The 26904-nt window shown below is 74.1% G+C and carries 24 protein-coding genes and 1 pseudogene; 10 read left to right on the top strand and 15 right to left on the bottom strand.

What is annotated here, in order from left to right; genetic code table 11:
- The first annotated feature begins 31 nt into the window (after positions 1–31).
- Positions 32–958 carry an AEC family transporter gene (locus ACGF12_RS17840; RefSeq protein WP_393030337.1) on the top strand — a complete coding sequence of 309 codons (927 nt, stop codon included), beginning with the start codon at positions 32–34 and terminating at the stop codon, positions 956–958.
- A 10-nt stretch (positions 959–968) separates the two neighbouring features.
- On the opposite strand, the gene ACGF12_RS17835 is transcribed toward ACGF12_RS17840, so the two are convergent.
- Positions 969–1406 carry a MarR family winged helix-turn-helix transcriptional regulator gene (locus ACGF12_RS17835; protein ID WP_393030437.1) on the bottom strand — a complete coding sequence of 146 codons (438 nt, stop codon included), beginning with the start codon at positions 1404–1406 and terminating at the stop codon, positions 969–971.
- 141 nt (positions 1407–1547) lie between these two features.
- Here ACGF12_RS17835 and ACGF12_RS17830 point away from each other — a divergent pair, with 141 nt between their 5' ends.
- On the top strand, positions 1548–2426 hold the full coding sequence (locus ACGF12_RS17830; protein WP_393030335.1) for an alpha/beta fold hydrolase: 879 nt from the start codon (positions 1548–1550) through the stop codon (positions 2424–2426).
- Positions 2427–2910: 484 nt separating this feature from the next.
- On the opposite strand, the gene ACGF12_RS17825 is transcribed toward ACGF12_RS17830, so the two are convergent.
- Positions 2911–3207, bottom strand: a complete 297-nt coding sequence (locus ACGF12_RS17825; RefSeq protein ID WP_393030332.1) for a barstar family protein — start codon at positions 3205–3207, stop codon at positions 2911–2913.
- A gap of 418 nt (positions 3208–3625) precedes the next feature.
- On the opposite strand from ACGF12_RS17825, the gene ACGF12_RS17820 reads away from it, so the two are divergent.
- A complete protein-coding gene (locus ACGF12_RS17820) occupies positions 3626–4150 on the top strand; it encodes a hypothetical protein (RefSeq protein ID WP_393030329.1) in 525 nt (174 codons plus the stop codon).
- 90 nt (positions 4151–4240) lie between these two features.
- Here the strand turns inward: ACGF12_RS17820 and ACGF12_RS17815 are convergent, their stop codons facing one another.
- Complete coding sequence (locus ACGF12_RS17815) at positions 4241–4504, bottom strand: dsRBD fold-containing protein (protein WP_387626036.1); 264 nt, start codon at positions 4502–4504, stop codon at positions 4241–4243.
- 334 nt (positions 4505–4838) lie between these two features.
- Between ACGF12_RS17815 and ACGF12_RS17810 the strand changes: the two genes are divergently transcribed.
- Together ACGF12_RS17810 and ACGF12_RS17805 are read left to right on the top strand one after the other, a co-directional pair.
- Positions 4839–5828: a DMT family transporter gene (locus tag ACGF12_RS17810; RefSeq protein WP_393030325.1), complete on the top strand. Its 990-nt coding sequence runs from the start codon at positions 4839–4841 to the stop codon at positions 5826–5828.
- Positions 5829–5863: 35 nt separating this feature from the next.
- A pseudogene (locus tag ACGF12_RS17805) lies at positions 5864–6004 on the top strand (DUF6629 family protein); the annotation flags it as partial.
- A 30-nt stretch (positions 6005–6034) separates the two neighbouring features.
- Here the strand turns inward: ACGF12_RS17805 and ACGF12_RS17800 are convergent.
- Positions 6035–7375: an MFS transporter gene (locus ACGF12_RS17800; RefSeq protein WP_393030322.1), complete on the bottom strand. Its 1341-nt coding sequence runs from the start codon at positions 7373–7375 to the stop codon at positions 6035–6037.
- The gene (locus tag ACGF12_RS17795; RefSeq protein ID WP_393030319.1) at positions 7372–7989 is read right to left on the bottom strand and encodes an ArsR/SmtB family transcription factor; all 618 of its coding nucleotides are present in this window, start codon (positions 7987–7989) and stop codon (positions 7372–7374) included. Before ACGF12_RS17795 ends, ACGF12_RS17800 begins: the two co-directional genes overlap by 4 nt.
- A gap of 257 nt (positions 7990–8246) precedes the next feature.
- Between ACGF12_RS17795 and ACGF12_RS17790 the strand changes: the two genes are divergently transcribed.
- Both ACGF12_RS17790 and ACGF12_RS17785 read left to right on the top strand, forming a co-directional pair.
- On the top strand, positions 8247–8936 hold the full coding sequence (locus ACGF12_RS17790) for a hypothetical protein (protein ID WP_393030316.1): 690 nt from the start codon (positions 8247–8249) through the stop codon (positions 8934–8936).
- A gap of 84 nt (positions 8937–9020) precedes the next feature.
- Positions 9021–10814, top strand: a complete 1794-nt coding sequence (locus ACGF12_RS17785; RefSeq protein WP_393030313.1) for a helix-hairpin-helix domain-containing protein — start codon at positions 9021–9023, stop codon at positions 10812–10814.
- Positions 10815–10862: 48 nt separating this feature from the next.
- Here ACGF12_RS17785 and ACGF12_RS17780 read toward each other — a convergent pair whose 3' ends face one another.
- Complete coding sequence (locus ACGF12_RS17780) at positions 10863–11735, bottom strand: carbohydrate kinase family protein (protein ID WP_393030310.1); 873 nt, start codon at positions 11733–11735, stop codon at positions 10863–10865.
- Positions 11736–11738: 3 nt separating this feature from the next.
- Positions 11739–12680 (bottom strand): pseudouridine-5'-phosphate glycosidase, encoded by a 942-nt coding sequence (locus tag ACGF12_RS17775; RefSeq protein WP_393030307.1) that lies wholly within the window; start codon positions 12678–12680, stop codon positions 11739–11741.
- Between the two features lie 138 nt (positions 12681–12818).
- Between ACGF12_RS17775 and ACGF12_RS17770 the strand changes: the two genes are divergently transcribed.
- Both ACGF12_RS17770 and ACGF12_RS17765 read left to right on the top strand, forming a co-directional pair.
- Positions 12819–13721 carry a LysR family transcriptional regulator gene (locus ACGF12_RS17770; RefSeq protein WP_393030304.1) on the top strand — a complete coding sequence of 301 codons (903 nt, stop codon included), beginning with the start codon at positions 12819–12821 and terminating at the stop codon, positions 13719–13721.
- Positions 13722–13838: 117 nt separating this feature from the next.
- Positions 13839–15524, top strand: coding sequence for a peptide-N4-asparagine amidase (locus tag ACGF12_RS17765; RefSeq protein ID WP_393030301.1), 1686 nt, complete (start codon positions 13839–13841; stop codon positions 15522–15524).
- 369 nt (positions 15525–15893) lie between these two features.
- Here ACGF12_RS17765 and ACGF12_RS17760 read toward each other — a convergent pair whose 3' ends face one another.
- Together ACGF12_RS17760 and ACGF12_RS17755 are read right to left on the bottom strand one after the other, a co-directional pair.
- On the bottom strand, positions 15894–16532 hold the full coding sequence (locus ACGF12_RS17760; RefSeq protein ID WP_393030298.1) for a response regulator: 639 nt from the start codon (positions 16530–16532) through the stop codon (positions 15894–15896).
- Positions 16533–16804: 272 nt separating this feature from the next.
- Positions 16805–17998 carry a sensor histidine kinase gene (locus ACGF12_RS17755; protein WP_393030295.1) on the bottom strand — a complete coding sequence of 398 codons (1194 nt, stop codon included), beginning with the start codon at positions 17996–17998 and terminating at the stop codon, positions 16805–16807.
- Positions 17999–18600: 602 nt separating this feature from the next.
- Here ACGF12_RS17755 and ACGF12_RS17750 point away from each other — a divergent pair.
- Positions 18601–19164, top strand: a complete 564-nt coding sequence (locus ACGF12_RS17750; protein ID WP_393030292.1) for a (2Fe-2S)-binding protein — start codon at positions 18601–18603, stop codon at positions 19162–19164.
- 65 nt (positions 19165–19229) lie between these two features.
- Here ACGF12_RS17750 and ACGF12_RS17745 read toward each other — a convergent pair whose 3' ends face one another.
- The 6 genes from ACGF12_RS17745 to ACGF12_RS17720 all read right to left on the bottom strand — a co-directional run bounded on the left by ACGF12_RS17745 (position 19230) and on the right by ACGF12_RS17720 (position 26805).
- A complete protein-coding gene (locus ACGF12_RS17745; protein ID WP_393030289.1) occupies positions 19230–19982 on the bottom strand; it encodes a FadR/GntR family transcriptional regulator in 753 nt (250 codons plus the stop codon).
- A gap of 171 nt (positions 19983–20153) precedes the next feature.
- The gene (locus ACGF12_RS17740; RefSeq protein WP_393030286.1) at positions 20154–21206 is read right to left on the bottom strand and encodes a hypothetical protein; all 1053 of its coding nucleotides are present in this window, start codon (positions 21204–21206) and stop codon (positions 20154–20156) included.
- A 133-nt stretch (positions 21207–21339) separates the two neighbouring features.
- Positions 21340–22929 (bottom strand): alpha-amylase family glycosyl hydrolase, encoded by a 1590-nt coding sequence (locus ACGF12_RS17735; protein ID WP_393030283.1) that lies wholly within the window; start codon positions 22927–22929, stop codon positions 21340–21342.
- Between the two features lie 237 nt (positions 22930–23166).
- The gene (locus tag ACGF12_RS17730) at positions 23167–23781 is read right to left on the bottom strand and encodes a bifunctional 4-hydroxy-2-oxoglutarate aldolase/2-dehydro-3-deoxy-phosphogluconate aldolase (RefSeq protein WP_393030281.1); all 615 of its coding nucleotides are present in this window, start codon (positions 23779–23781) and stop codon (positions 23167–23169) included.
- 106 nt (positions 23782–23887) lie between these two features.
- Positions 23888–25501 (bottom strand): amidohydrolase family protein, encoded by a 1614-nt coding sequence (locus ACGF12_RS17725; RefSeq protein WP_393030278.1) that lies wholly within the window; start codon positions 25499–25501, stop codon positions 23888–23890.
- Complete coding sequence (locus ACGF12_RS17720; protein WP_393030275.1) at positions 25501–26805, bottom strand: amino acid deaminase; 1305 nt, start codon at positions 26803–26805, stop codon at positions 25501–25503. The genes ACGF12_RS17725 and ACGF12_RS17720 overlap by 1 nt, the downstream gene beginning before the upstream one ends.
- Positions 26806–26904 lie beyond the last annotated feature (99 nt).

Below are 26904 nucleotides of genomic sequence, written 5' to 3'. Positions count from 1 at the left end.
CGGCAGACCCGTCCGAGCGATCCGAGGAACCATGCCATCCCTGCATCCGCTGCTGTCCGGCTTCGCCCCGATCTGGGTGCTCACCGGGATCGGCTACCTCGTCGGCCGCACCGGACTGCTCGGGCCGCAGGCCGAGGTGGTGCTGAACCGTTTCGTCTTCCACGTCGCGATGCCGGCCGCGCTCTTCCTGATGATCGCCCGCACCCCGCTCGACCGGTTCGCCAATCCCTCGATGCTCGCCTTCGCGGCCGGCACCGCCGTCGCGACCGGCCTCGGGCTGCTCGCCGGGCACCTGCTCTTCCGGCGCAAGTCCGGCGAACTCGCCATCGGCGCGATGGCCTCCGGATACGTCAACTCCGCCAACCTCGGCATACCCGTGACCATGCAGGTCCTCGGTGACGCCTCCTTCGTCGCGCCGGTGGTGCTGTTCCAGATCCTGCTGGTCACCCCCGCCGTTCTCGCCGTCCTGGACAGCGGCGCGGCCGGCCGCCGGGCCCTGCTCACCCTGCCGCTGCGCAACCCGATCCTGCTCGCCACCGCGCTCGGCGCCGTCGTCTCCGCGGCCGGGCTGCACCTGCCCGCCGAGCTGAACCGTTCCTGCGAACTGCTCGGCGGCGCCGGCGTGCCGACCGCCCTGATCGCCCTCGGCATGTCCCTGCACAACCGCCCGCCCGCCGACGGCCGTTCACGCCGCGCCGAGGTCGGGCTGACCGTCGCGGTCAAGACCCTGGTCCAGCCGCTCGTCGCCCTCGCCGTCGCCGGGCCGCTGCTCCACCTTCCTCCGCACCAACTGCTCACCGTGGTGCTCTTCTCCGCCCTGCCGACGGCGCAGAACGTCTACACCTACGCCCGCGAGTACGGGCAGAGCAGCGACCTCGCCCGGGACACGGTGCTCTGGTCGACGCTGGTGTCGATGGCGACCCTGTCCGTGATCAGCTGGACCCTCGGGCCCGCGTAGCGCTCCTCCGTCACCCCTCCTCCCGGGCGGCGGCCACCACGGCCGTCATCGCCTCCAGGAAGCGCCGGGCCGTCGTCAGCTCCGCCGGGTCGAACCGGCCCATCGCCGCGACCAGGTCGCCGATCAGCCCGCCGAAGAAGCCCTGCCCCAGCTCCATCGCCCGCTCCTCCACCACCAGCCGGACCTTTCGCCGGTCCTGCGGGTCGCGCTCACGGCGGATCAGCCCGAGCCGCACCAGCCGGTCCACCAGAGCGGTGGTCCCGGCCGAGTTCAGCCGCAGCGCCTCCCCGAGCCGGCCCGGGGTGACCACCTCCCCGGCCCGGGCGGCGTCCAACAGGTGGATCAGCGCCCGCAGATCGGTCGGATGAAGACCGTTGCGAGCCGCGAACTCCGCCCCGAACAGGTCGAGTTCGACCGTCAGACCGCGCAGCAGGTGGACCAGCCGCATCGGCTCCTCAGCCTCGGACACCCTCTCGTCCTTCCTTGGGCACTCGCATGCCATTATTCTCTCGCTCAGCGAGATACTTGCTCAACGAGCGATTCCCTATGTGATCCGGTCGCCGATCACACCACATCGCGGAGGCCCATCATGTCCACCCGCACCGCCCGCTCCGTCACCGCTCCCTTCCTCGCCGCCTACGACGCGCTGCTCGCCCGCTGGCCCGTCCCGGTCGAACCCCTCACCGTCCGCACCCCGCACGGCACCACCCGGATCAACGCCTGCGGCCCCGCCGACGGCCGCCCCCTCGTCCTCCTCCACGGCGGCGGTGCCACCTCCACCACGTGGTTCGCCAACGCCGGCGCCTGGGCCGAGGCCGGCCACCGCGTCCTCGCCGTCGACCTCATCGGCGACCCGGGCCGCAGCGTCCACGACGGCGCGCCACTCGGTGACGTCCCCGGCCTGCTCGGCTGGCTGGACACCGTACTCGACCAACTCGGCGTCCCCGAAGCCGACTTCTGCGGCCACTCCTACGGCGCCTGGATCGCCCTCGAATACGCCCTGCACACCCCCACCCGCGTCGGTCGCCTCGCACTCCTCGACCCCACCCAGTGCTTCACCGGCTTCCGCCCCGGCTACCTCCTCCGTGTCCTCCCCCTCTTCCTCCCCCGCCGCACCCCGGCCCGCGCCCGCTCCTACCTCGACTGGGAATCCGGCGGCCACGGCCTCGACCCCGCCTGGCGCGAGCTCTACGCCCTCGGCTACGCCGGCTTCCCCGCCTCCCCCGTCATCACCGGCCCCCGGCCCACCCCCGCCCGCCTCCGCGCCCTCACCACCCCCCTCCTCACCCTGTACGCCGCCAACTCCCGCCCCCACGATCCTCATCACACCGCCGAAGCCACCCGCCGAGCCGTCCCCCACGCCACCATCGCCACCATCCCGAACACCTCCCACCACACCCTCCCCACCTCCGCCGCTCCCGAGGTCAACCACCGCGTCCTGGACTTCCTCACCCCCGCCCGCCCTTGACCCGGCCCGGCGCAGCATCACGACGAGCCGAGCGGACGCCCCGAGTCGACGCCGCTGCGGCACGTCCGACCTCGGCCCGCGCGGCCCCCACGCGTCGCCCTCACAACCACGCCCGACCCCGGACGCCGCTAGCCCCCACCCCCACTCCCGCCGCGGAACCACGCCGGAGCTCGGGCTCGGCCGGCTTGCACCGGATTCGGCCCCATGAAGCGACGGGCTCCGACCACTGCGCCTCGTCGGGCCCGCCAATGCTCGCGATCGGACCACGGATTGCCGCGCCCCACCTCGAAGTCCGCACGGGAAGTCGGCGGGTCCGACTTCCCGTGCGGGGGGGATCTTCAGCCCTCGGCCGATCGACTGACTCGCGCCCATGCCCGTTCGTCCGGTGGCTCATCGAATCGACCGCGGGGAAGGGGCCTCCGTCCACTCCGGAATCAGGGCGTCAAACCCGTCGCCGCCAGGCCTGAGACACCGCGCGGCTCCGTCAGGCCAACGGGTGGACGACGAGCCGGTTCCGTACCCCGTCGAAGATCTCGGCCAGGACCTGCGCCTCCGGCCGGTTCCCCGTGAAGAGTCCCCGCTGGACGACGTGCACGGTCAGGATGTCGTGGCTGTCGATCACTTCGGAGATGCCGCGGGTCTCGATCGTGTCCGACCAGGCATCCAGGTTCCGGCCGAACCACGTTGGCAGCCCGCACGGCTCGCTCACCGCGTCCCAGAAGTCGTCGAGTGTCTCGATCGGTCGACCGCGCAGGTCCACGATCAGTTCTCTGTCCGTCATCGCGGCAGACTACCCAGCCCCGCCACTCGGCCGATCAGGGAAACCGGAGCCCGGGCCGATCGCCCGTCAGGCCACGAGGGGAGCATACGGCCACCGGCCAGGTGTCGCGGTGTCGGGTGCGTTCACCCCCCGTAGCGTGGCCGGATGACCGAGACCACGGCGCGCGGTGGATCACAGGTGGCGGCTGCCCATCCGATGGCGCCGGCGGTGGTGTTTGCGGGTCCGGCGTTGACGTTGGTGTGGACGCTGGGCGATGGGGACGCGACGCGGCGCCGGTCCGGTAGTCCACGGACCAAGCGAGCGGGCGGCGGCCGGAAACCGACGCAACCATCAAGTCTTCAGGTCCACATGGCACTTGGCGCTGGCAGACTACGGCCCCGCAGCCGCCCCACTCGCCTCCCCCTTCCCTGGAGCAGCCATGCCCGTGTTCGTCCGACGCCTCGCCCCCGCTGCGGTGTTCGCGCTCGCCGCCCTGGCCGTCCCTCCGAACAGCGCGTCCGCCGTCGCGTCGGCCCCGGCCGTCGCCGCCTCGCCGGGCGAGCACCTGGGGCTGACCTGGACCGCCTTGGAGCAGCGCGGCAGCTCGGTGCACGTCGGGGCCGACGGCCTCAGCAACCCCTACCTCGGCGACACCGACCCCGAGACCGAACTGCCGGTGCTCTGCATCCTGGTGGACGACCGACCGGCCCCGGACGGGATCCCGACCACCGGCTTCCACAGCTGGGCGGGCGGCGAGGTCGCGGCGACCGCGCCGACGGCGGGCTCCGAGCTGACGAGCCGCGAGGCCGCCGACGAGTTGTGCGCGGACTCCTTCGGCGGCGACTGGCGGATGGCCGAGTTCCACGACGGTGAGGGATGGTCGCTCTGGGCCACCGGCACCCTCCCGGCCGACACCCGCTTCTGGACGGCCATCAACGCCCAGCCGGCCAACCCCTGGAGCTGAGCCGGAGCGCACGGGAAGGTCGGGGCGACCGTGCCGACGCGGCCGCCCCTTCCTGCTCGAAAGGCCCGGGCGTTCGGAAAGCCGCCGGGGTCAGTAGATCAGGTAGCCCGGGCGGTGCCCTTCGTCCTCGATCTCCCCGGTGGCCTGGGCCCGCAGCTTGCGGGACAGTTCCTCCAGGGCACGGGAGGCCGCGACCTCCTCGCCGATCCTGGCGAGCGGACGGTCCTCCGCGCTCTTCTCGGCCTCGCCGTGGGCGTTCAGGCCCGGCGCCCTCGCGCCCACCAGCCTGGCGTCGCACGTCGTGTGCACGCCGTCCTCTTCGAAGCTCAGCTCCACGTCCCACTGGTTGTGCATGCCACACCTCCTGGCGCCTGCCCCCGTCGCGCCTGTATGGGACCGGCACGGGCGGTGGACCCGTGGCGGCCGCTCACACCAGCGTGCGCCTGCCCCACCCGAAGCGGCAAGCGCGGCCGGGTGGCACACGGCCGCCGTGCCGTCGGCACCCGAACCGCGCTGCCTCCGGACGCCCGATCGGCGGGCCGTCCCGCGTCCGATCGGCGGGCCGTCCCGCGTCTGATCGGCCTGGCCACCGCCCCGGCGGTAGGCTGACGGAAGCGCGCCGCGACCGCCGACCCCACCCCGGACCCGCCGGCGCGGCGCGGGGCAGCGACAACCTGGTGGTCCCTTCGTGGCGGTCTTCCTCCTCGCTCTCGGCGCGGCCTGCTGTCTGGGGCTCGGCTTCGTCCTCCAGCAGCACGCGGCGCAGCGGGCCCCTCGTGCCGACATGCTGCGCTGGCGGCTGCTGCTGGACCTGATGCGGATGCCGGAGTGGCTGCTCGGCACCGGGTTCATGGTCAGCGGGCTGCTGCTCTCCGCGCTCGCGCTCAACCAGGGCCAGGTGTCACTGGTCGAGCCGCTGCTGGCGACCAACCTGCTCTTCGCCATGGCACTGTCCCGGGTGCTGACCCGTCAGACGCTGGGCCGTTCCGGCTGGGCCGGGGTGCTGCTGCTCGGCCTCGGGGTGACGGCGTTCATCGTGGCCGGGCGGCCCACCGGGGGCGGACCATCCGCCGGGGAGCTGCGGCACTGGCTGGTGGTCGGCACGGTGGTCGGGCTGACCCTGCTGCTGGTCTCGCTCGCCCGGCGGCTGCCGCTGTTCGAGGAGGCCACGCTGCTGGCGCTCGCCGCCGGGCTGCTCTACGGCCTGCAGGACGCGCTCACCCGCACCACCACCCAGCGCCTGGACCACGACGGGCTGATGGCGGTGCTGCGCACCTGGCAGCCGTACGCGGTGGTGGCGGCGGGCGTGGTCGGGCTGCTGCTGGTGCAGAGCGCCTTCGAGGCCGCCCCGCTGCGGATGTCCCTGCCCGCGCTGACCGCCGCCCAGCCGCTGGCCGGGATCGCCTGCGCGGTCGGATTCCTGGGCGACCGGCTGCGGGTCACCCCGGGCGCGCTGGCCTGGGAGGCGATCGGACTGCTGGCCATTGTGATCGGGGTGATCGTGATCGGGCGGCACCCGGCGATGCCCGGCACCGTCCGGGAAACCCTGGAGAGCATCGGATCGCCACCGGAGAACGCTCCCTGGGACAAACCCGGCGGCCAGGACCAATCCGGGGACAGGGATGAACCCGGGGAGAACGACGAACAGGACGAGGACTCGAAGGGCAGGGACGACTAGGGCAGGGACGGGAAGGGCGGGTAGGCGGCCGGCCGATGCGCTGGAGCGCGCAGGCGAACGCCGTGGCCGGCGGGCTGGTCGCGGGCGCCGGGCTCTGCGCCCTGCTCTGGTGTCTCGCCCTCGTCTCCACCTGGTGCGCCCTCGCAGCCCTGGTCAGCCTCCTGCTCCTCCGTTGGGCAGGTCGCCCGTCCTGGATGGTCGATGACCTACGCGCGTGCCGGCTCCGCCTCCTGCTCGACGACCGCGGTGCTCGTGTGCCCCCGCAGACGGTCCATCTCCCGCCACTCCGGCCGCAGCGCGGTCAGCGTCGTGGTGGCGAAATACAGGAGCCCGGCCGTGAGCAGGCTGGGTATCAGACCGACCAGGGCGACCGCGCCGCCGGCGAGGAGACCTCCCAGGGGGATGCCCGCCCAGGCGAGGGAGTCGCCGAGCGCGTGGACGCGGCCGAGGAGGTGGCGGGGCACCCGTTCGAAGAGAACGGCGCCGAGGATCGGGTTGAGGAAGCCGGAGCCGAAGCCTCCGACCGCGAACACCGTGACCACCACCCACATCGGCGCACCGAGGGCGAGCACCAGGAAGCGGGGCGCACCGCACAGCAGGAAGCCGGCGAAGAAGACCGTCCGCCGGGGCAGGCGCGAGGCGACGGCCGCCGCGATCAGGCTGCCGACGACTGCCGTGGCGCCCATGACACCGGCGGTCAGACCGATGGCGGCCGGACCGTTGCCGGACTCCCGCGCCCAGACCGGGACGAGGACGGTCGTGAAGCCCGCGTCGAGCAGGTTGGTGATGCCGGCCATCACGATCACGGCGAGCAGCAGCGGCTCGGACCGCAGGAAGGCGAAGCCCTCGCGGAACATCAGCCAATAGCCGCCCTGCTCCCCCTCCCCCGCCGACCCTGACGACGACCCGGACGACGACGCGGCCGCACCGGGCACCGCCGGGCGCCCCATGCCGCGCGGCAGCGCGACCGCGATGACCAGTGACCCGAGTGCGAAGGTGGCTGCGTTGACCGCCAGCCCGGCCAGCGGGCCCATCAGTGCGACCAGCCCGCCGCCGACCGCCGGACCGATCGTGGAGGCCAGCCGCTCGGTGACGCCCGACAGCCCGGTGGCGCGCTCCATCGGCACCCGGGCCCGGTCGGCCGCCTCCGGGACCATGACCGACTTGGCCAGGTCTCCCGGGCCGCGCATCGCGCCGATCACCGCGACCATCGCGAGCAGCAGCCAGAACGGCAGCAGCCCGTGTGCGTGCAGCAGCGGGACCAGCCCGGCCGCGACGGCGCTCACCGCGTCCGTCGTCCAGGACACCACCCGCGGCCCGAGCCGGTCGACCAGCGGCCCGGTCAGCGCCTTGACCAGCACGTACGGCGTCATCTCGGCGAAGGCGACCAGGCCGGTCATGGTGGCGCTGCCGGTGGAGGCCAGGACGAACCAGGGCAGGGCGATGGCCGAGACCCGTGTCCCGGTCGTGGAGACGGCCATGGCCGTCAGCACCCCGGCCAGCGGCCGGAAGCTGCGCGCGGGCGGGTCAACGACGGTCGTGGTCATACGGCTTCCCCCTCGGTTGCGGTGGCGCTCGGGTCCGGCAGGACGTGGACGATCACGGAGACCTGCTCGCTGCCCTCCGGGACCGGCCCGCCCGCGCCGATCCGGCGGTAGCGCCCGATCACGTCGGACAGCTCGCCGGTCAGCCGCTCGGCCTCGGCGGGCGTGAGCTGCAGGACCAGGTCGCTGAGGTCTGTCACCCGGCGCCACTCGCGCGGCATGGTCTCGAAGGCGTCCAGCGTGCGCTGGCCGGCCAGGGCGTGCGCGGCCAGGACGGACCGCAGGAAGCCGACGGCCGTCTCGGGCTCCTCGTCGGCCATGTCGTCCCCCGTCCAGACGGTGAGCTGGTGGGCCGAACGCCACCAGCGCTCACGGGCATTGCCGCGCTCCGGGTCCTCCTCGACGAAGCCTGCGGCGGCGAGTTGGCGCAGGTGGTAGCTGGTGGCCCCGGAGTTGAGCCCCAGCTGCGCGGCGAGCCTCGTCGCCGTGGACGGGCCGTGCTTGCGCAGCAGCCCGACCAGCTGCATGCGCACGGGGTGCGCCATCGCCCGCATGCCCTTGGCGGTGATGGCGATGTGCGGGTCGTCGCTGTGCTTCCAGCCGCGGTCTTCGGTCATGGCAGGAGCGTAGGACCGCAAAGAGACGTTTGCAAAGGCTTTTTTGCGAAGAGTTCTTTGCGATGGACGGACGGCCCCGCCGGTCGGCGGGTGCCCGGCCTGCCGCTCGGCGGGGGCCGGTGACCGCTTCGCGCCCCGGAGCCGGATTGTCACCCGGACGGCGGAGGCGCACCCTGGCAGCAGGGCCCGGGAAGCGGTCCGCCCCGGTCGGCCGCGGAACCGATGACGGCCACCGGTCAGGCACGAGGGGCAGGGCGATGGCACGCGGGAAACTCTGGGGCTACGTGGCTTCGGGGGCCCGGGCGCTCGGCGCGCTCGGCGGCGCGGGCCGCAGCGATCGCAAGGTCGGCAAGGGCGCGCCGGAAGTCCTCGGCCCGGTCCCGCCGGTCGCGATGGCCTCGCCCCGGACACTGTCCCGCACCGAGCTGGACCGGCTGAGGTGGACCGGCCGGCAGACCGGGTGCGAGCCCCAGGCGCGGCACGTCCAGGTCGCCGAGGTGGTGCACCGGGTGGTGCGCGGCGGCGGCCGGGCCGCGGCGGTCACGGTCCGGATGGCGCCCGGGCTGCCGGTCGTGGCCGGGGACGCCCGGCGGATGGAGGCCGCGATAGCCGGGCTGGTCGACCACGCGATCCGGCGCAGCCCGCTGGGCGACCGGGTGCTGGTCCGCGCGGAGGTCACCCCCACCCGCCCGGCGGCGCCCCGGGCCGCGACCGGGCGGGGCGGCGCGGCGCGCAGGCGGGAGCGGGTGGAGATACGGATCTCCGACCGCGGTTCGTACGAGCCGCCCGAGGCCCGCGAATGGCTGCCGACGGGCGCGCGCGCCACCGGACCGGTCGGCCCGGCACTGCACAGCCTGGTGCTGGCGGCGGGCGGCCGGCTCGCGGTCGAGCCCACCCCCGGCGGCGGCCTCACCGTGGTCCTGCTGCTGGCGGTCGCGTACGACTGACCGCTCGGCGGACGCCGGCCGGCCACCCGGCGGGCATCGGCCGACCACCCGGCGAGCCGGGGCCGCCGAACCTAGACTTGCCCCATGCCCCGGCTCAACGACCAGGTCAGGGAGCTGCTCCAGGAGTACGCCGACCTGATCAACATCACCGGCGGGGACGCCTTCCGGGCCCGCGCCTACGAGAAGGCCGCCCGCGCGGTCGGCGGCCACCCCGAGGACCTGGCCGAGTTGGACGTCAAAGGGCTCCAGCAGATCCCCGGCGTCGGCAGGTCCACCGCCGAGAAGGTCGCCGAGTACCTCGCCACCGGAAAGATCGCCGCGCTGGAGACCCTGCGCGCCGAGATCCCGTCCGGCGTGCGGGAGATGATGGCCGTCCCCGGCGTCGGCCCCAAGCGCGCCCTCTCCCTCTACCGCGACCTCGGCATCGCCTCCGTCGAGGAACTCGCCGAGGCGATCCGTGCCGACAAGCTGTCCGACCTGGTCGGCTTCGGCGAGCGCAGCGGCGAGAAGATCCTGCACGGCATCGAGCTGATGCGGCAGTCCGGCGGCCGCACCCTGCTCGACACCGCCACCGAGCTGGCCGACCAGCTGGTCGAGGCGCTCTCGGCCGTCCCCGGCTGCACCCGCTGCGCGTACGCGGGTTCGCTGCGCCGGATGCGCGAGACGGTGGGCGACATCGACGTGCTGGCGACCGCCGCCGACTCCGCCCCGCTGATGGCCGCGCTCACCGAACTCCCCTACGTGGCCGAGGTGATCGGGAGCGGGCCGACCAAGACCTCGGTCCGCACCACCCAGGGCATCCAGGTGGACCTGCGGGTCGTCCCGGAGGAGGACTGGGGCGCGGCGCTGGTCTACTTCACCGGGTCGAAGGCGCACAACATCAAGCTGCGCACGATGGCGGTGCGGGCGGGGCTGAAGCTCTCCGAGTACGGGCTGTTCGAAGTCGAGGGCGGAGCCGGGAAGGACGGCGGGACCCGGAAGGACGGCGGGGCCGGGAAAGGCGCCGAGGCGGACGGCGCCAAGGTCGTCTCGGAGACCGAGGAGGAGGTGTACGCCGCGCTCGGCCTGCCCTGGATCCCACCGACGCTGCGCGAGGACCGGGGCGAGATCGAGGCCGCGCTGAACGGTGAACTCCCGGATCTCGTCCAGGAGTCGGACCTTCGCGGCGACCTGCACACCCACACCGACCTCACCGACGGCCTGGCCACCCTCACCGAGATGATCGACACGGCAGCCGCGCGCGGCTACTCCTACTACGCCGTCACCGACCACGCGCCGGACCTGGTGATGCAGCGGATGACCGACGAGAAGATGCTCGCCCAGCGCGAGCAGCTTCGCCAACTCGCCGACCGGCACAAGAAGTTGCGCCTGCTGCACGGCACCGAGCTGAACATCGGCCCGGACGGCGGGGTGGACTGGCCGGCCGAGTTCCTGGCCGGCTTCGACGTCTGCGTGGCCTCCGTGCACTCGCACTTCGCCCTCGACCGCGCCGCCCAGACCCGCCGGCTGATCCGCGCCTGCCAGAACCCCCACGTGCACATCATCGGCCACCTCACCACCCGCCGGATCGGCCGACGCGGGCCGATCGACGTCGACCTCGACGCGGTGTTCGCGGCGGCCGCGCGCACCGGCACCGCGATCGAGATCAACAGCTCCCCACAGCGGCTCGACCTGCGCGACGAGGACATCCTGCGGGCCAGGCGGCACGGCGTGCGCTTCGCGATCGACAGCGACGCGCACGCCACCGGCCACCTCGCCTACCCGCGCTTCGGCATCGGCACGGCGCAGCGCGGTTGGCTCACCGCCGAGGACGTGATCAACGCCTGGACCTGGCAGAGGCTGAAGCACTTCCTCCGCAAGGACGCACTGCGCGGCTAGGCGGCCCCACCCAACCGCCCACCCCGCAGCCCCACCCCGGCGAATCGCCTACCCCGCGCTCGCCCCCGGCGAGGCCAGCACCCGGGCCGCGCTGCGGTGCCCGAGCCCGGCCGCCAGGCGCAGGTCCCCGGTGTCCAGGAAGCCGGCCAGGAAGCCCGCCGCGAAGGCGTCCCCGGCCCCGGTGAGGTCGCGCACCCGCGCGACCGGCGGGACCGGCACGGTGAACAGCCCCTCGCCGGACACGTCGACGGTGGTCGCCTCGGCACCGGACTTGGTGACCACCGTGGTGGCCGCCAGCCGGGCGCGCCCGGGCCCCGGCAGGCCGTCCACCAGCAGACCGAGGAGGGCCGACTCGGACCGGCTGGCGAACACGAAGGTCGGCGCCAACTCGGCCAGCAGGCCCAGGAACCGCTCCCGCCCGAACTGCTCCAGCATGCCGGTCGAGGAGGCGTCCACCGAGGTGGTGCCGCCCGCCTCCCGGACCCGGCCCAGCGCGTCCACCGCCGTGGCGCCGACCGGCTCGCCGTCGAAGGAGTAGGCGGGCACGTGCAGGTGGGTCAGGCCGGCCAGCCACTCCTGCGGGACGCGCTCCAGCAGCGTGGCGGCGCCGCGGTCGGGCAGCATGGTGCGCTCGCCGTCCTGGTCGATGAGCACCACGATGCTGCCGGTCCGGCCGCGCCGCTGCACCCGTACGTCCACGCCGTGGCCGCCGAGTTCGGCGACGATGCCGTCCCCGACCGGGTCCGCGCCGACGCAGCCGAGGAAGCGGGCCGGGTACTGCCCGGCGGCGAAGCGGGCGACGTTGGCCGCGCTGCCGCCGCGCCGCCGGAAGACCTGGGCACTGGAGTCGGTGCCGTGGCGCAGCGGGCCGTCGACCCAGACCACGATGTCCTCGACGAGGTCGCCGAGCACCCCGAGCACGGGTCAGGCCCCGGTCGACGCGGCGGCCAGGGCGGTGGCGATCTCGCCGCCGAGGCGGACGTTGCCGCGGTAGACCTCGACGTTGACCTCCAGGCTGCGGCCGCCGGTGTCGCGCTGGATGTGGTCGAGCAGGAACGGGGTGGAGGCGTTGCCGGTGACGCCCCGGCGCTCGGCCTCGGCCCAGGCACGGGCCAGGATGCCGTCGAGCTCCTCCGGCGGCAGCTGCTTGGCTGGGTCGACCGGGTTGGCGATCAGGACGGCCTGCGGCAGGCCGAGCCGGTCGCGGGCGTCGATCACCTTGGCGGCCTCCTCGGGCGACTGGACGCTGAAGTTGATCTCGTGCCCGGAGTCGGTGACGTAGAAGCCGGGGTACTTGGTGGTGCGGTAGCCGATGACCGGGATGTTGAAGGTCTCGAAGCGCTCCAGGGTGGCCCGGATGTCGAGGATGGACTTCACGCCGGCGCTGACCACGGTGACCGGGGTGGCGGCCAGGGTGGTCATGTCGGCCGACTCGTCGAAGCTCTCGGAAGCGCCGAAGTGGACGCCGCCGAGGCCGCCGGTGGAGAAGACCCGGACGCCCGCGCGGTGGGCCAGGAAGGCGGTGGCGGCGACGGTGGTGCCGCCGTGCCGGCCGAGCGCGGCGACCACCGGCAGGTCGCGCAGGCTGACCTTGTCCAGGCCGTCGGCGGCGGCCAGTTCGGTGATCTGCTCGGTGCTCAGGCCGACGGTGGGCACGCCGGCGTGCACTCCGGTGGTCGCCGGGACGACGCCCGCCTCCCGCAGCTGCCGCTCGGCCTCCAGCGCGACGGCCAGGTTGCGCGGCCGGGGCAGGCCGTGGGTGAAGATCGTCGACTCCAGTGCGACCACGGGACGGCCGTCGGCGACGGCCTGCGCGACCTCCTCGGAGACCTTGATGGCGGGGGTGCTGGTGGGCAGTCCGGTCATGATGCGATCTCCCTGTGAGATGCCACTGCGTTGGGGCAACGCGACGATCAGCGTATGGACGCTTCGCATCGGAATCCAGAATGAGTCCTGGGGCTTCCGATAGGCGATCACCTATCAGTTCGTACTAGGCTGAACGGCATGGGTCTCACCTTGCGTCAGCTGGAGGTCTTCCTGACCGTCGCCGAGACGCTGCACTTCGGCCGGGCCGCCGAGCGGCTGCACGTCTCGCAGCCGACGGTCAGCCAGGAGGTCGCCCGGCTGGAGCGGACCGTCGGCGTCGAGCTGTTCGACCGCAGCCGCCGCTCCGTCACCCTGACCGAGGCGGGCGAGGTGATGGTTACCGAGAGCGCCCGGCTGCTCGAACAGGCCGGGGCGCTGCTGACCAGGGTGCGGCTGCACGAGGAGTCCCGGCTCGGCACGGCCCGGATCGTCGCCTCCCCGAGCGTGGTGAACCGGCTGCTGCCCGCCGTGGCCAGCCGGGCCGAGCAGGAGCTGCCCACGCTCACCACCGCCGAACTCGCCGTGGACACCGGGCAGGTGTCCACCACCCTGGCCACCGAGCTCGCCGACATCGGCCTCGGCCGCTTCCTGACGGAGGTGCCCGGCTACCGGCTGGAGCGGATCGCCGACGAGCCGGTGCGGGTCGCCCTCGGCCGGGACCACCCGCTGGCCGGACGGACCGGCCTGCGCCTGGCCGAACTGCGCGACCTCCCACTGCTGTTGTGGCCGCGCGAGCAGCACCCCCGCTACTACGACCATGTGCTCGGCCTGTGCGCGGAGCACGGAACCGACCCGCCGGTGCTGGTCAGCCCGCCGCGGATCGTCGGCTCCCGGCTCTACCTGCTCGCCCGCAACCGCGCCTTCTCGCTGGTGCCCGGCTCGATGACCGGCCACCTCACCGGGGACGTCGCCACCGTACGACTGGAGGGCCGGGCCACCCTGCCGCTGGAGATGCAGTGGCGGACGGACGACCGCCGCCCGACGCTGGCGGTGCTGCGCGACGTGATCCGGCAGGAGGCGGCCGAGTTGGAGGAACCGTAGGAGTCGCGGGAGCTCCGGCACCCACCCTTGACGCTCACATGCCACCGCCGGAAGGATGCCCGGATCATCCACCCGCCCCGTCGCACGCCGACGGGCCGCCGACCCCGGGGATCCACCGTGGCCCTGCACCCCCTGCTCCGCCGAACCGAGTCCCGAAGGCCTCTGCTGCGCCGCACCGCCCGCTTGGTCGGCGCCGCCCTCCTGGCCCTCGCCGGCACCCTCACCGCCGCCGGACCCGCCCACGCCGACTTCGGCACCGGCTACCACGACCCGGTCACCGCCACCAAGCCGCTCACCCGCCCCGACACCCGCTCCTGCACCGTCGAGGTGATGCACGAGCGCGAATTCCGCAACGGGTACGGCAACCCGCCCGACACCCCGTACACCGCCACCCTCACCCCGCCCGCCGACTGCGCCGGGCCCTGGTCGGCGGTGGTCATGGACCTCCACGGGCAGGTCGCCGGGCGGCAGTTCGACCGGATCTTCAGCGTTCGCGTCGGCGGCGTGCAGGTCCTGCTCTCCTCCACCCCGGAGCCGTCCAAGGACGGCATCCAGTGGAACGTCGAGCGCGACCTCACCCGCTACGCCCCGCTGTTCACGGCCGGACCGCAGCCGTTCTCCTTCGACCTCGCCAACGTCACCGACGCCACCTACACCGGCGTCTACAAGATCTCGGCGAGCCTGACCTTCTACACCGCGAACGACCGCTGGCCCGCCGCCCGCGGCGCCGACCAGCTGCTCACCACCGGCCCGTTCGCGCTCACCCAGGCCGCCCCGACCGCCGGGCGCGAGCTCACCTTCCCGCAGAACCTGGAGCGCCTGACCGCCGAGGTCTACGCCCGGGGCGGCGGCGCCTGCGAGGAGTTCGCCTACGCCTCCGCGCCGGACGCCTTCGTCGCCGCCAACCCGTCGATCGGCGCCTGCGGCAAGGGCCCGTTCCGCGAGCTGCGGCTCACCGTGGACGGCCGGGTGGCCGGCGCGGTCTGGCCGTACCCGGTGATCTACACCGGCGGCTGGGACCCGCTGCTGTGGCGGCCCATCCCGGGCATCTTCGCCTTCGACCTGCCCGCCTACCGGCTCGACCTCACCCCGTACATCGGCTTGCTGCTGGACGGGCGCCCGCACACCGTCGGCATCACGGTCAACGCGAGCGAGGCGCAGAGCAACGACGTCTGGACCGGCCAGGTCAACCTGTTCGCCGAGGTCGACCACGGCACCGACCGCACCTCCGGGCAGCTCACCGACTACCGGGTCGCCCCCGAGGCCACCGTGGGCACCGAGCTCACCGACCACGGCGGCGGCAGCGGCGACTGGACCGTCACCGCCGCCCGGCACGACCTCGCCCGAGGCTGGGTACAGACCTCGCACGGCCGGATCACCACCGAGGTCCGCGACGACCTCGCCTTCAGCTCCGCCCAGCAACTGCGCGACAGCGGCAACGACGTGACGCTGCACAACGGCACCGACCTCACCCGCACCACCGCCACCTGGGGCGGCGGGCCGCACCGCACCACCACGGTGCACGAGGGCGAGCCGCTGGACGTCACCTACAAGGTCACCCACGACGCGGCCGGGAACACCGACCAGCGCACCGCGATGGACCTCGGCTACCACCGCGAGGCCACCACGGCGACCGGCGGCCACGTCACCGAGCGCTCCACCGTGGACCACACCCTGCGACCCACCGCCCAGCGCCACGACGGGGACCGCACGGTGCGGACCGGCAGCAGCGTCGAGGACTACCGCAGCACCGGACCGGAAGGGCCGTACCACCGGACGCTCAGCTTCGTGGACGGCTGGTAGCGGGCCGACGGCCCGCAATGCCCGACGAAGGCCTCGGCCCGCCGAAGGCCTCGCGACTTGCGAAATTTGCCCGAATTCGGGCCGTTCACCCCTGGTGCGCGCGCCGTAGGAGGCGCATGATGGGAGATGGACCTGCGAGGTAGCTGAAGGAAGTTCGACCGCAGGAGGCAGTGGCGACAGATCGAGACGGATCAGGGTCTGCCGCTGAGCACTACCTCGGTCGACGATCGAACTACCGGCCGGAGGACGCCATGTCCGGAGGCCACCCCCACCTCGTAGGTTCCGCGCGTCCACGGAGCATCCCCTCGGCCCCGTGGACGCGCTCCCGTTCCGCCCCGGTCACCGCTTCCGCCCCGGTCACTGCGGCGGTCACTGCGGCACCGGGTACCCCATCTCCCAGGCGTACACGGCGATCCCCACCCGGTTCGGCACGCCCAGCTTGCGCTGGATGCTGGCCACGTGGGTCTTCACCGTGCCCCGGGAGATGAACAGTTCGGCGGCGATGTCGGCGTTGGTGCGGCCCGCCGCGACGTGACCGGCGATCTCCACCTCGCGCTCGGTCAGCGGCACCACCGGGGCCGGCTGCGCGGGGCGGGGCGGCGCCGTCACGTGCTTCAGCAGCCGCACCGTGACCGACGGGCTGATCAGACTCTCCCCGTCGGCCGCCGCCCGGACCGCCTCGGCCAGCAGGGACGGGCCGGAACGCTTCAGCAGGAACCCGGACGCGCCGTGCCGCAGCGCCGGGTAGACGTACTCGTCCAGGTCGAAGGTGGTCAGCACCACCACCCGCACCGAGCCGGACAGCCGCCGGGTCACCTCCAGCCCGTCCAGCCTCGGCATCCGGATGTCCACCAGCGCGACGTCCGGCCGCAGTTCGGCCGCCTGCTCCAGCGCGGCCTGCCCGTCGGCCGCCTCGCCGACCACCTCGATGTCCGGCTGCGCGTCGAGGATCCGCCGCACGCTCCGCCGTACGGCCTCCTGGTCGTCCGCGATCAGGGTGCGGATCACCCGCGGACACTCACCGTTCGCACTCGTCACAGCGGGCAGTCTCCCGCATCGCCCGCCCGGCGCGAAAGTTCACGCTGCCGGTCCGGCGCGGTTCACCTCCGTCCGGTGAGGCTGGCCGCCATGAACGCATCCCGTGGACGTCTCCCCGTCAGCAGGCGCGGACTCCTGGCCGGGGCGACCGGTCTCGGCCTCGGCGGCCCGACGCGGCGCCGACCCGCACGGACGCGGCGTCGGCCGAGCCTACTCGGCCGACGCCACCGGACGGCTCACCGCTAGCGCCCCGGCAGCACGCACACCACCTGCCACCCCGCCGGGGTGACCGGGCCCGAGGTCAGGGTGCCGCCGTGGGCCGCCGCACGGGCCGTGAGGCCGGGCAGGCCGGTACCTCCCGAGCCGGGTCGGCGGCGCAGCAGGGGCCTGCGAACGGCGGGGCCGCCGTTGTCGGTGACAGTCACCCGGACGGCGCTCCCGTCGTCCGCCGGGGCCACCCGGACGGTCACCTCGGTGGCCTGCGGGGCGTGTCGCCGGATGTTGGTGAGGGCCTCCAGGACGACGACGTACACGGTCGCCTCCGCCTCGCCGGCGAGTCGACCGGAGGCCTCGGGGGTCAGCTCGACGGTGGCGCGCAGGCCGCCCGTCGTCCCGAAGCGGCTGACCAGCTCTGGGAGGTCGGCCAGGCCGAGGCAGCGGGTCGGCGCCCCGGTGCTCCGGTCGCCCTGCGGGTCTCGCAGGGCACCGACCATGTCGTCCATCGAGTCGAGCGCCCGCAGCCCCGCCTCCTCCAGGCGGCGCAGCAGGGCGGCCGTCTCCTCGGCTTCCTGGCCCGGGAGTTGGCCGGCCTGGGCCTCCAGCACGATGCCGGTGATCTCGTGGGCGACGAAGTCGTGGAGGCCGCGCGCCACCTCTAGCCGCTGCTCACGCCTGGCCGCAGCGACGGCGCGCTCCCGGCGGGCGTCCAGGATCCGCAGGTAGAGGCCCGCCCCGGCCGCTCCGAGCACCGGCAGCAGGGAGAGCAGCACGCCGATCACCGGCCCGGCCGGGCCGCCCTGTGGTGTCCGGAGGGCGAACCGCAGCGGCAGGACGACGGCGGCCAGGCCGGCCAGGCCGCCGACCGGTCCGACCCAACGGTCGGGCAGTCGGCGGACGGCGCGGAAGACCACGCCGAGCAGGGCGAGCCATTCGAAGGGCAGCCAGAACGCGGGCAGCCGGTACGGCCCCGAGTAGAGCAGGTCGACCAGCACGGAGGCGCCGGCCACGGCTCCCGCCGCAGCGGTGAGCGTGATCCGCCCGGCCGGCCAGGGCAGCAACGCCACCACCGCCGCGAGCACCGCCGTCAGGGCGAGCAGCACGGCCGCGCCACGCTCTCCCGGGTGCGCGAGGGCGACGGGCGCCAGCAGGACGACGGCGGCGAGGGCGGCGAGCACTCGCCGGGACCGGGCGGGGCGGGGCTGAGAGTCGGTGCGCACCCGGCCGAGCCTACGGGCCACTCTCCCGGGGGAGGCGGGTTCCTCCCCGCGATGGAGACAACTCCCCTCCCGGGTGGGAGGCGAGGTCGAGGGCCCGGGAGCAGAATCGGAGCACGCCCGACGCGGCGGTGCCGGGCGGCAGGGGCGCGGCGGTACCGTTCATGCCCATGATCGGTATCCGACCGCACCCTTGGAGGCTTGCGCCGATGCCCCTGCACCACCGCCCGCCCGCAACCGGGCCGACCGAGCGTGGGGGGGGGGGGGGGGGGGGGCCGGGGGGGGGGGGGGGGGGCGCCCCCCCCCCCCCGCCCCCCCCCCCCCCCCGCCCCCCCGCGGGGGGGGGGGGCGCCCCCCCCCGGCGGGGGGGCGCCCCCCCCCCCCCCCCCCCCGACGACCTCCGACGGCCCGGCGACCGTCAGCGACCCGACGGCCGCCAGCCGCCCGACGACCGCCGACAGCCCGACTACGGCCGACTCGCCGCCGTCGGGCCGTACTTCGCTCTGGACACCTCCCCGGCCGGGGCACCGCCGCCGGGCTTCCGCCCGCTGCCGGAGCTGTACGGCACCGGACCCCACGCGCCGCTCGCCGCCCGGGTCCGGGTGGTGGCGCAGCGGCTGGGTACCGCCGAGCTCCGGGTCGCGGCCTCGATCCTGCACCTCGGACTGGCCGCCCGCTTCTGGTCGGTGGGCCTCGGTTCGGCCGTGCTGCTCGGGACGGTGCCGACCCTGGAGCACGCCTGGGTGCGGATTCCGGACCAGGGGCCGATCGACCTCTGGACTCCGCCGGAGCCGGCGCGCAGCACGACCGACAGTCGTGCCGACCAGCTCCACCGGGCCGTCCTGCTGGGCCAGTTGGAGCCGCTCGCGGCGGCGGTCCGGGCCATCGTCCCGCTCTCGGCACGCCTGCTGCTCGGCAACGCCGCCTCCGCCCTGGCCGGAACCCTGCGGGTGCTGGACGCCCATGCTCCGGGAGCGGCCCGGGAGTTGGTCGCGGAGCTGCTGGCCCGTCCGCCGCTGGCCGGGTCCGGCGCACTGCTCACCGGGCCGCGCGGAACGGCCTTTCGCCGGACCAGCTGCTGCCTCTACTACCGGATCGGTCCGGGCGCGGGGCTCTGCGAGGACTGCTGTTTCACCCGGCCGCCGGCCGCAAGGAAGCGGAGCGACTGAGAGCTTCACGGGTGAGGGTCATCTCCGGGACACGGACCACCACCTCCCAACCCTCCACCACCACCTCAGCCGTCCTCCGCCAGCCGCTGCTGGCCGCGCACCAGATGGTGCACGCAGGCGACCGCGTGCGTCTCCGCCGCCGCGCGGGCGCCGGCCGCGTCACCGGCCAGCACCGCGACCAGGATCTCGCGGTGCTGTTCGGCGAATTGCTCCTGGTCGGGCCCGTAGGGCGCGGGCAGCCACAGCAGCGGTCCGAGTTCGGCCTGCAGCCGGACGGCGAGCCGGGTGAGGCGCACCGACCGGGCGGCGACGGCGAGTTCGATGTGGAAGCGGGCGTCGGCCCGGCGCTGCTCGGCGGGCCCGCCGGCGCCGCGCAACTCCTGCACCAGCCCGGCGAGCCGGGGGCCGAGGTCGGCGGGGGCGCGTTCGGCGGCGAGCCGGGCGGCGGTGCCGAAGACGGCCGTTTCCTCGTCGCCGAGGTCGCGCAGGTCGACGACGGCGAGGTCGCGCAGCCTGGCGAGCTGGAGGTGCTCGCAGCCCTCGGCGGGGATGCGGACGAAGCTGCCGCCGTTGCGGCCGCGCCGGGTCTCGATCAGACCGGCCTCGCGGAGCAGGGCGAGCGCCTCGCGGACGGTGCCGTTGGCGACGCCGAGCTGGTCGGACAGGTCGTTCTCGTTGGGCAGTTGGTCCCCGTCGGAGACCAGGCCGAGGGCGATCGCCTCGGTGATCCGCCGGGCCACGGCGTCGGCCCGGCCGAGGTCGGCGAGCGGCGCGAGGACAGCGCTGAGCAGCGGGGTCGCACTGCCGAAGGTCGTCACGCCGGCCCCTCCTCCAGAGTGCGCGTCTCCCGCAGGGTACCTCCTGGTCGGACGCGCGCCCTTGCCGTCGGATGCTCAACCTCGTGTGTGCGCCCCGGAACGACGGACCGGCACGGCCGAACGGCCGGGGGTCGAGAGCCCCGGCCGCTCGGCCGTACGGTCGTCCGCCCCTCAGACCGCGACCGCCTCCTCCATCTCCTCCTCGGCCTGCGCCGCCGTCTCCACCGGACGCCGCCCGCGGCCCTCGTACATCGCCGCGGCGACCAGGGCCACCCCGCCCAGCAGCAGCCAGACCAGCAGGGTCACCACGTGCCCGCCGAGGCCGACGCCGCCGTCGAAGTACAGGATGCTGCGCGCGCCCTCCAGGAAGCCGGCGCCGGTCCAGAAGCCGTGCAGGGCGCCGAAGAAGCCGTTCTGCAGCTCGGGCCGGTAGATGCCGCCGGAGGAGGTGAAGTTCAGCATCACGAACAGCACCATCAGAGCCAGCGTGGTCCACTTCTTCAGGAAGCTGTGCAGGCCGATGCCGATCAGCACGATGCCCGCCGAGTAGAGCCAGCCGAGCGCCCAGATCGCGGCGTAGTCGTGGTCGACCACGTGGAAGACCGGTCCGGCGGTGACGATCCCGATCACGCTCACGACCAGCGAGACCGCCACGCCCACCAGTGCCCGGATCCGCATGCCCAGCCCGGCGCCGGCGGCGCCGATCGCCGCGACGCTGGCGTAGGAGCCGATGCTGAGCGCGACCAGGAGGAAGAACAGGCCCTGCCCGGTCGGGTCGCCCTTGGCGGGGGTGGTGAGGTCGGTGACGTGCAGCGGGACGCCCTGCTTGTCGGTGACGTCGGTGAACACCGCCGTGGCGGCCACCACCGAGGTGTCCGAGTTGCCCTTGGCCACGATCAGCTCGGGGCTCCTGGCGTCCGGGACGAAGGCGCCGACCAGGTCGCGGTCGCGCAGCAGCTGTTCGGCGGCGGCGCGGTCGCCGACCGTGCGGACGTCGAGCGCGTCACCGGCCTTGGCCTGGATCGCCTCCACCAGCCCCCGCGCCTGCGGGCCGGTCCCGACCACGGCGACCTTGAGGTGGTTCGGCTCCGGCTGGTGGAAGGCACCTTGGTAGGCGAGCGCCATGCCGAGGCACATCAGCAGCGGGGTGAGCAGGTGGACGGCGAGGTGCTTGAGCGAGTGCCCCGGGGTGGGCGCCGCGGCGGGTGTCTGGGGTGTGCTCATGGCGTTCGTGCGTCCTCCGGCAAACTCGGTCAAGGTGGTAAATGCAACCAATGAAGGTGGTAAATGCAACCATCTATGGATGCACCTTACAACTTTTGGACGTTGGTCGAAAGCCGGGCCGGCCCCCAGCCGCTCAGTCCGACAGCTCGAACACTCCGTACGAGAACCCGTCCGCCCGCAGCTCGCCGTCCGCCACCCGTACGCCCTGCGCCTCCAGCCGCCGCACCGCGCCCCAGCCGTCCGCCAGCCGCACCGCCCCCGGCTCCCGGCGCGGGTTGACCGCCACCAGGTACCGCCCGGCCCGGGTGTACACCAGCGGGTACCCGGCGTTCCGCACCTCCACCCCGCCGGAGGTGCCCAGCCCCGGATGCGCCCGGCGCAGCGCGATCAGCCGCCGGACGGTGTGCAGCAGCGAGGTCGGGTCGGCGCGCTGGGAGAGCACGTCCGGGCGCTGCGGGTCCGGGTCCAGCGGCAGGTAGAACCGCTCGGGCGGCGCGCTGGAGAACCCGGCGGCGGGGCCGGGCGTCCACTGCATCGGGGTCCGTGAACCCGCCCGGTTGAAGCGCGGCCCGAGCACGCTGCCCTCGACGTCCGGCAGCCCGGGCACGTACCGCATGCCGATCTCGTCGCCGTAGTAGACGGCGGGCAGGGTCGGCCAGGTGAGCAGGAAGGCGAAGGCGGGGGCGAGCTGCCCGCCGCCGCGCGGGCCGGTGGCGAGCCGGGAGAAGTCGTGGTTGGCGGTGGGCAGCACGATGTGCCCGCTGCCCTCGGTCAGCTCGGCGGCGGAACGCCAGGCGTCCAGGAACGGCTGCGGGGTGCCGCGCCCCTCGGCCTCGAAGTAGCACGGGCCCTGCTGCCAGAACTCCTCCACCGTCCCGGCGTTGTTGTTCCAGAGCGAGCGCAGCGCAAGGCCGTGGTCGTCGCCGCCGAAGTGCAGGAAGAAGTCCGCGTGGAATCCGGCCGCGACGGCTGCGGCGGGCTCGCCCCACTCGGCGAACAGCGCGGCCCCGGGGTGGGCGCGGTCCAGCCAGTCGCGCAGCTCGGCCCAGAGCTTGGCGGTCTCGACCTTGCCCGGGTCGTCCTTGACCAGCGAGTACGCCATGTCCACCCGGAACCCGGCCACCCCGAGGCCCAGCCAGTGGGCCATGATCCCGCGCAACGCCGCCCGGTTGGCGCGCGGACCGTCGGCGTCCACCGGCTGACGCCACGGCTCCTCGGAACTGCCGCGCGCGTAGCCGAAGTTGAGCGCGGGCTGACAGTCGAAGAAGTTGGGCCGGTACCAGCCGTGGCGGCTGCCGGGCGAGGCGACGAAGCCGTCCACCTGCCGGTCGGACCAGATGTAGCGGTGGTCGGACGGGTCCTCGGCCGCGGCCAGGAACCAGGGGTGGCGGTCGGAGGTGTGCCCGGCGACCAGGTCCAGCAGGATCCGGATGCCCCGGCCGCGCGCCGCCTCGACCAGCGCGACCAGGTCCTCGGTGCGGCCGTAGCGCGGCGCCGGGGTGAGGTAGTCGGAGACGTCGTAGCCGGCGTCGCGGAACGGCGAGGCGAAGCAGGGGTTGAGCCAGACCGTGTCCACGCCGAGCCAGGCGAGGTGGTCGAGGTGCTCGGTGATGCCGGCGAAGTCGCCGATGCCGTCCCCGTCGGAGTCGGCGAAGGTCTGCGGGTAGATCTGGTAGAGGACGGCGTCGTCCAACCAGTCGGGCCCGGGGCGGGTCGAGGTCATGGGGTGGGTCCTCCTACCGGGTCCGGGGGCGTACGGGCCGGGGCCGAGGCGCCGGGCTTGCCCGGGCTGAGCCGGGTGCCGCTCAGCCGGGTGCCGCTCAGCCGGGTGCCAACGATTCTCGTCCAATCCCGGCCGTCCCGACAGCCCGCCTCTCCACGATTCCGGCCCGGCCCGGCTCGATGCCGCGATCCCTGCCCGGCCCAAGCCCGGCTCCGCGTTCCCGGCCCGACCACCCCGCTACCGCTCGAAAGGCGCCGCACAGGCCTCCGTGAACACCCGGGCCCGCCGGGTGATCTCCGCCCAGTCCCCCGCCGCGACCGCCTCCGGCGGCACCACGTCCGTCCCCGCGCACACCGCGAGTGCGCCCTGTGCCAGGAACTCGGCCGCGTTGCCCGCGTTCACGCCGCCGGAGGCCACCAGCGGCACGTCCGGGTACGGCCCGCGAAGGTCCTTGAAGTAGCCAGGTCCGAACACCCGGGCCGGGAAGATCTTGACGGCGGCCGCCCCGAGGTCCACTGCCAGGGCCACCTCGGTCGGGGTGAGCGCCCCCAGCACCACCGGCACCCCGCGCGCCCGCGCCCGCGCCGCGACCTCGGGCCGGCCGCCGGGGGTGACCAGGAAGGACGCCCCGGCGGCGATGCCGCGCTCGGCCTGGTCGGCGGTCAGCACCGTCCCGACCCCGACTCGCCATCCCGCTTCGGAGGCCCGCTTCAGATGATCCGTCACATTCGATGTGGTGCAGGTGAATTCGGTGAGCCGGATGCCACCCTCCGCGAGCGCGGCGCAGAGCGCGGCGGCGTCCGGGATGCGGGGCGCGCGGACCACCGCGATCACCGGATCGCCGCTCAGCACGGGAGGCCCGGCGGACGAAGCGGCGGAGCGGCCGGCCGACAGCCCGGCGGAGGGGTTGGCGGACGGGTTGGCGGACGGGTTGGCGAGGGACCAGCGGAAGGAGCGGTCATACGGCCAGAGTTCCTCGATCGGTGCGACGCAGGGCGCGCCCCGGCCGGGCGCCGGTGGTACGACCCTGCCGGACGACGGCGGTGCCGTTGACGTACACGTACGCGATCCCCTCGGCGGGCAGCCGGGGTTGCTCGAAAGTGGCGGCGTCCCGGACCCGCTCGGGATCGAAGAGCACCAGGTCGGCGTAATTTCCGGGGGCGATCCGCCCGCGCCGGTGCAGTCCCAGCCTGGCGGCGGGCCGGCCGGTCATCCGGGCGACCGTCTCCTCCAGGGTCAGCACGCCCGAATCCCGGCTGTAGTGGCCGAGGTAGCGCGGGAAGGCGCCCCAGGCACGCGGGTGCGGGCGGGCGCCGACCAGCAGCCCGTCGCTGCCGACGATGTGCACGCGGTGGCGCATGATCGTCCGGACGTTCTCCTCGTGTCCGACGTGCTGGAGGATCGTGGTGGCCAGCCCGTCGCGGCGCAGCAGGTCGAGGAAGACCTCCGTCCCGCCGCGCCCCTGCTCGACGGCGAGTTCGGCGACCGTCCGGCCGACCGCCCCCGCGAGCTCGGCCGAGCGGACACCGGAGATCTGGATCGTCGCCCAGTCGGCGACCACGCCGTGGCAGCCGTCGCTCCCCTTCTCCTCCACCTCGTACCGGATCCGCTCGCACTGCGCCGGATCCGCCAGCCGCGCCAGCGTCGCGGCCGGTCCGCCCTCGCCGGCCCAACTCGGCAGCAGAGCGGCCAGGGTGGTGGAGCCGGGCAGGTAGGGGTAGCTGTCCAGAGTGAGGTCGACACCGTCGGCGAGCGCCCGGTCGACCAGCTCCAGCAGTTCGCCCGCCCGGCCCCGGTTGACGCCGAAGTTCATCGCGGCGTGGGTCAGGTGCAGTGCGCAGCCGGACCGCCTGGAGATCTCCACCATCTCCGCGTAGCCCGCCAACGCCCCGGCACCGTAAGAGCGTTGGTGCGGGGCATGGAAGCCGCCGTAGGCCGCCACCACGGTGCACAGCTCGACCAGCTCGGCGGTGTCGGCGTACATCCCGGGGGTGTAGCTGAGGCCGCTGGACATGCCGACCGCGCCGTCCAGCAGGCTCTTCGCCAACACCTGCCGCATCCGGTCGAGTTCGGCCGGGGTGGGCGGGCGGTCGACCCAGCCCATGGCGAGCGTCCGCAGTGTGCCGTGCGGCACGAGGTAGCAGGCGTTCACGGCGACGCGGGTGCGGTCGAGCCGGTCCAGGTAGCCGGCGACGTCACGCCAGTCCCAGTCGAGGTCCTCCAGATCGCCGTTCCAGCCCGCCAGTTGGCGGCGCAGCTCGGGCAGCGTGGTGTCGTCCACCGGGGCGTAGGAGAGACCGTCCTGGCCGAGGACCTCGCAGGTGACGCCCTGGGTGACCTTGGCCGGGTGCTCGGGTTCGAGCAGCAGGGCCAGGTCGGAGTGGGCGTGCATGTCGATGAACCCGGGGGCGAGCACCAGCCCGTCGGCGTCCACCACCGACGGCGCGTCCAGGCCCCGGCCGATCTCGGCGATCAGGCCGTCGGCGATCCGGACGTCGGCCCGGTAGCGCTCGGCGCCGGTGCCGTCGACGACCGTCGCGCCCCTGAAGACCGTTCTCGCCGCCTCCGTCATCAGAAGAAGGTCCTGACCAGCCCGGTGACCTTCGGCTCGGCCGCGTCGGCGGAGTCCAGCACCGGGATCGCCGTCCACTTGTCGAAGGCCGTGCACGGGTGCGAGACGCCGAGCCGCAGCACCGCGCCGATCGGCGCGAGGTCGCCGGCGTCGCGCAGGAAGGCGTGCTGGTCGTTGAGCGCGGTGATCCGGGCCGCCGTGCTGGTCAACTCCGCTCCACCCCGGACGACTTGCGGCTCCGGAAGGCCCTCGTCGAAGGGCAGGTCGCGCTTGCCCGCGTCCAGCAGCGCCAGTTGCGGCTCGGGCCGGGAGGCCACCCGGGCCCAGCCGTGCAGCGCGCCGCGGAACGCGGCCTGGCCGCCGTGCCGGGCGAGCGGCGAGATGCCCCGGTAGAAGCCGTCGTCATGGGCGATGTACGCGCCCGAGCGCAGCACCACCAGGGCCTCCGGCAGCGCGGCCAACTCCTCGACCACCAGGTCGAAGTAGGCGCTGCCGCCGGCCGAGACCACCGGCGGCGCATCGTCCGGGTAGGAGCCGGCGAGCCGGCCGTGCAGTTCGCCGAGGGCCTTCAGGTAGCCGCGGACGGTGGCCAGCCCCTCGGCGGTGGCGTCGTGGGCGAGCGCACCCTCGTACCCGCCGACGCCCGCGAGCCGCAGGGTGGGGGCACGTAGGACGGCGGCGGCGATCTCGACGGCCGCGTCCACCCCGCGCGCGCCGGTCCGCCCGCCCGGGCCGCCGAGTTCGACCAGCACCTCGACCGGCCGCTCGGCCCCGGCGGCGCGCAGCGCCTCGTCCATCAGCCGGACGCCCTCGGTGGAGTCGGCCCAGCAGAGGAAGGCGAAGTCCGGGTCGGCGCGCAGCTCGGCGGCGAGCCAGGCGAGCCCGGCCGGGTCGAGCAGGGTGTTGGCGAGCAGGATCCGCTGCACGCCGAAGGCCCGGGCGACCCGGACCTGCGGCAGGTTGGCGAGGGTGATGCCGTGGCTGCCGGCCGCGAGCTGGGCCTGCCACAGGGCGGGCGCCATGGTGGTCTTGCCGTGCGGGGCGAGCGCGACGCCCGCCTTGGCGCACCAGTCGGCCATGGTACGGACGTTGTGGTCGAGCGCGGCGCCGTCGAGGGTGAGCAGCGGGGTGCCGAGCGAGGAGAGGGTCGGGCCGGTGGCGAGCCAGTCCCGGACGGTGTGTCCCCAGCTCTCCGGCGGGGCGGCCTTGAACCGCCAGTCGAGCGTCTCATCGGCCAGCGCCGCCACCGCCCCTTCGGCGATGCCCGGCCCGTTGGTGCCGTTCGCGAACGTCTGCTCCACCATTTCCTCCATCCACCTCGTTGCAACATACGCAACGAGGGTTGCACATGCTGGCAGCACGGTTCTAGCATCGGCGCCGGATCACGGTCAACGGACCCGGCT

Source organism: Kitasatospora sp. NPDC048296 (genome assembly GCF_043201815.1).
Classification (GTDB): domain Bacteria; phylum Actinomycetota; class Actinomycetes; order Streptomycetales; family Streptomycetaceae; genus Kitasatospora.
The sequence above is the reverse complement of the archived record's forward strand: the minus strand, read 5'-3'. Positions and strand labels throughout refer to the sequence as shown.

Excerpts from the sequence above, each read along its gene's own strand:
- ACGF12_RS17840 (WP_393030337.1), top strand. The coding sequence starts at position 32 with ATGCCATCCCTGCATCCGCTGCTGTCCGGCTTCGCCCCGATCTGGGTG.
- ACGF12_RS17835 (WP_393030437.1), bottom strand. The coding sequence starts at position 1,406 with ATGCGGCTGGTCCACCTGCTGCGCGGTCTGACGGTCGAACTCGACCTG.
- ACGF12_RS17830 (WP_393030335.1), top strand. The coding sequence starts at position 1,548 with ATGTCCACCCGCACCGCCCGCTCCGTCACCGCTCCCTTCCTCGCCGCC.
- ACGF12_RS17825 (WP_393030332.1), bottom strand. The coding sequence starts at position 3,207 with ATGACGGACAGAGAACTGATCGTGGACCTGCGCGGTCGACCGATCGAG.
- ACGF12_RS17820 (WP_393030329.1), top strand. The coding sequence starts at position 3,626 with ATGCCCGTGTTCGTCCGACGCCTCGCCCCCGCTGCGGTGTTCGCGCTC.
- ACGF12_RS17815 (WP_387626036.1), bottom strand. The coding sequence starts at position 4,504 with ATGCACAACCAGTGGGACGTGGAGCTGAGCTTCGAAGAGGACGGCGTG.
- ACGF12_RS17800 (WP_393030322.1), bottom strand. The coding sequence starts at position 7,375 with ATGACCACGACCGTCGTTGACCCGCCCGCGCGCAGCTTCCGGCCGCTG.
- ACGF12_RS17795 (WP_393030319.1), bottom strand. The coding sequence starts at position 7,989 with ATGACCGAAGACCGCGGCTGGAAGCACAGCGACGACCCGCACATCGCC.
- ACGF12_RS17790 (WP_393030316.1), top strand. The coding sequence starts at position 8,247 with ATGGCACGCGGGAAACTCTGGGGCTACGTGGCTTCGGGGGCCCGGGCG.
- ACGF12_RS17785 (WP_393030313.1), top strand. The coding sequence starts at position 9,021 with ATGCCCCGGCTCAACGACCAGGTCAGGGAGCTGCTCCAGGAGTACGCC.
- ACGF12_RS17775 (WP_393030307.1), bottom strand. The coding sequence starts at position 12,680 with ATGACCGGACTGCCCACCAGCACCCCCGCCATCAAGGTCTCCGAGGAG.
- ACGF12_RS17770 (WP_393030304.1), top strand. The coding sequence starts at position 12,819 with ATGGGTCTCACCTTGCGTCAGCTGGAGGTCTTCCTGACCGTCGCCGAG.
- ACGF12_RS17740 (WP_393030286.1), bottom strand. The coding sequence starts at position 21,206 with ATGAGCACACCCCAGACACCCGCCGCGGCGCCCACCCCGGGGCACTCG.
- ACGF12_RS17735 (WP_393030283.1), bottom strand. The coding sequence starts at position 22,929 with ATGACCTCGACCCGCCCCGGGCCCGACTGGTTGGACGACGCCGTCCTC.
- ACGF12_RS17725 (WP_393030278.1), bottom strand. The coding sequence starts at position 25,501 with ATGACGGAGGCGGCGAGAACGGTCTTCAGGGGCGCGACGGTCGTCGAC.
- ACGF12_RS17720 (WP_393030275.1), bottom strand. The coding sequence starts at position 26,805 with ATGGTGGAGCAGACGTTCGCGAACGGCACCAACGGGCCGGGCATCGCC.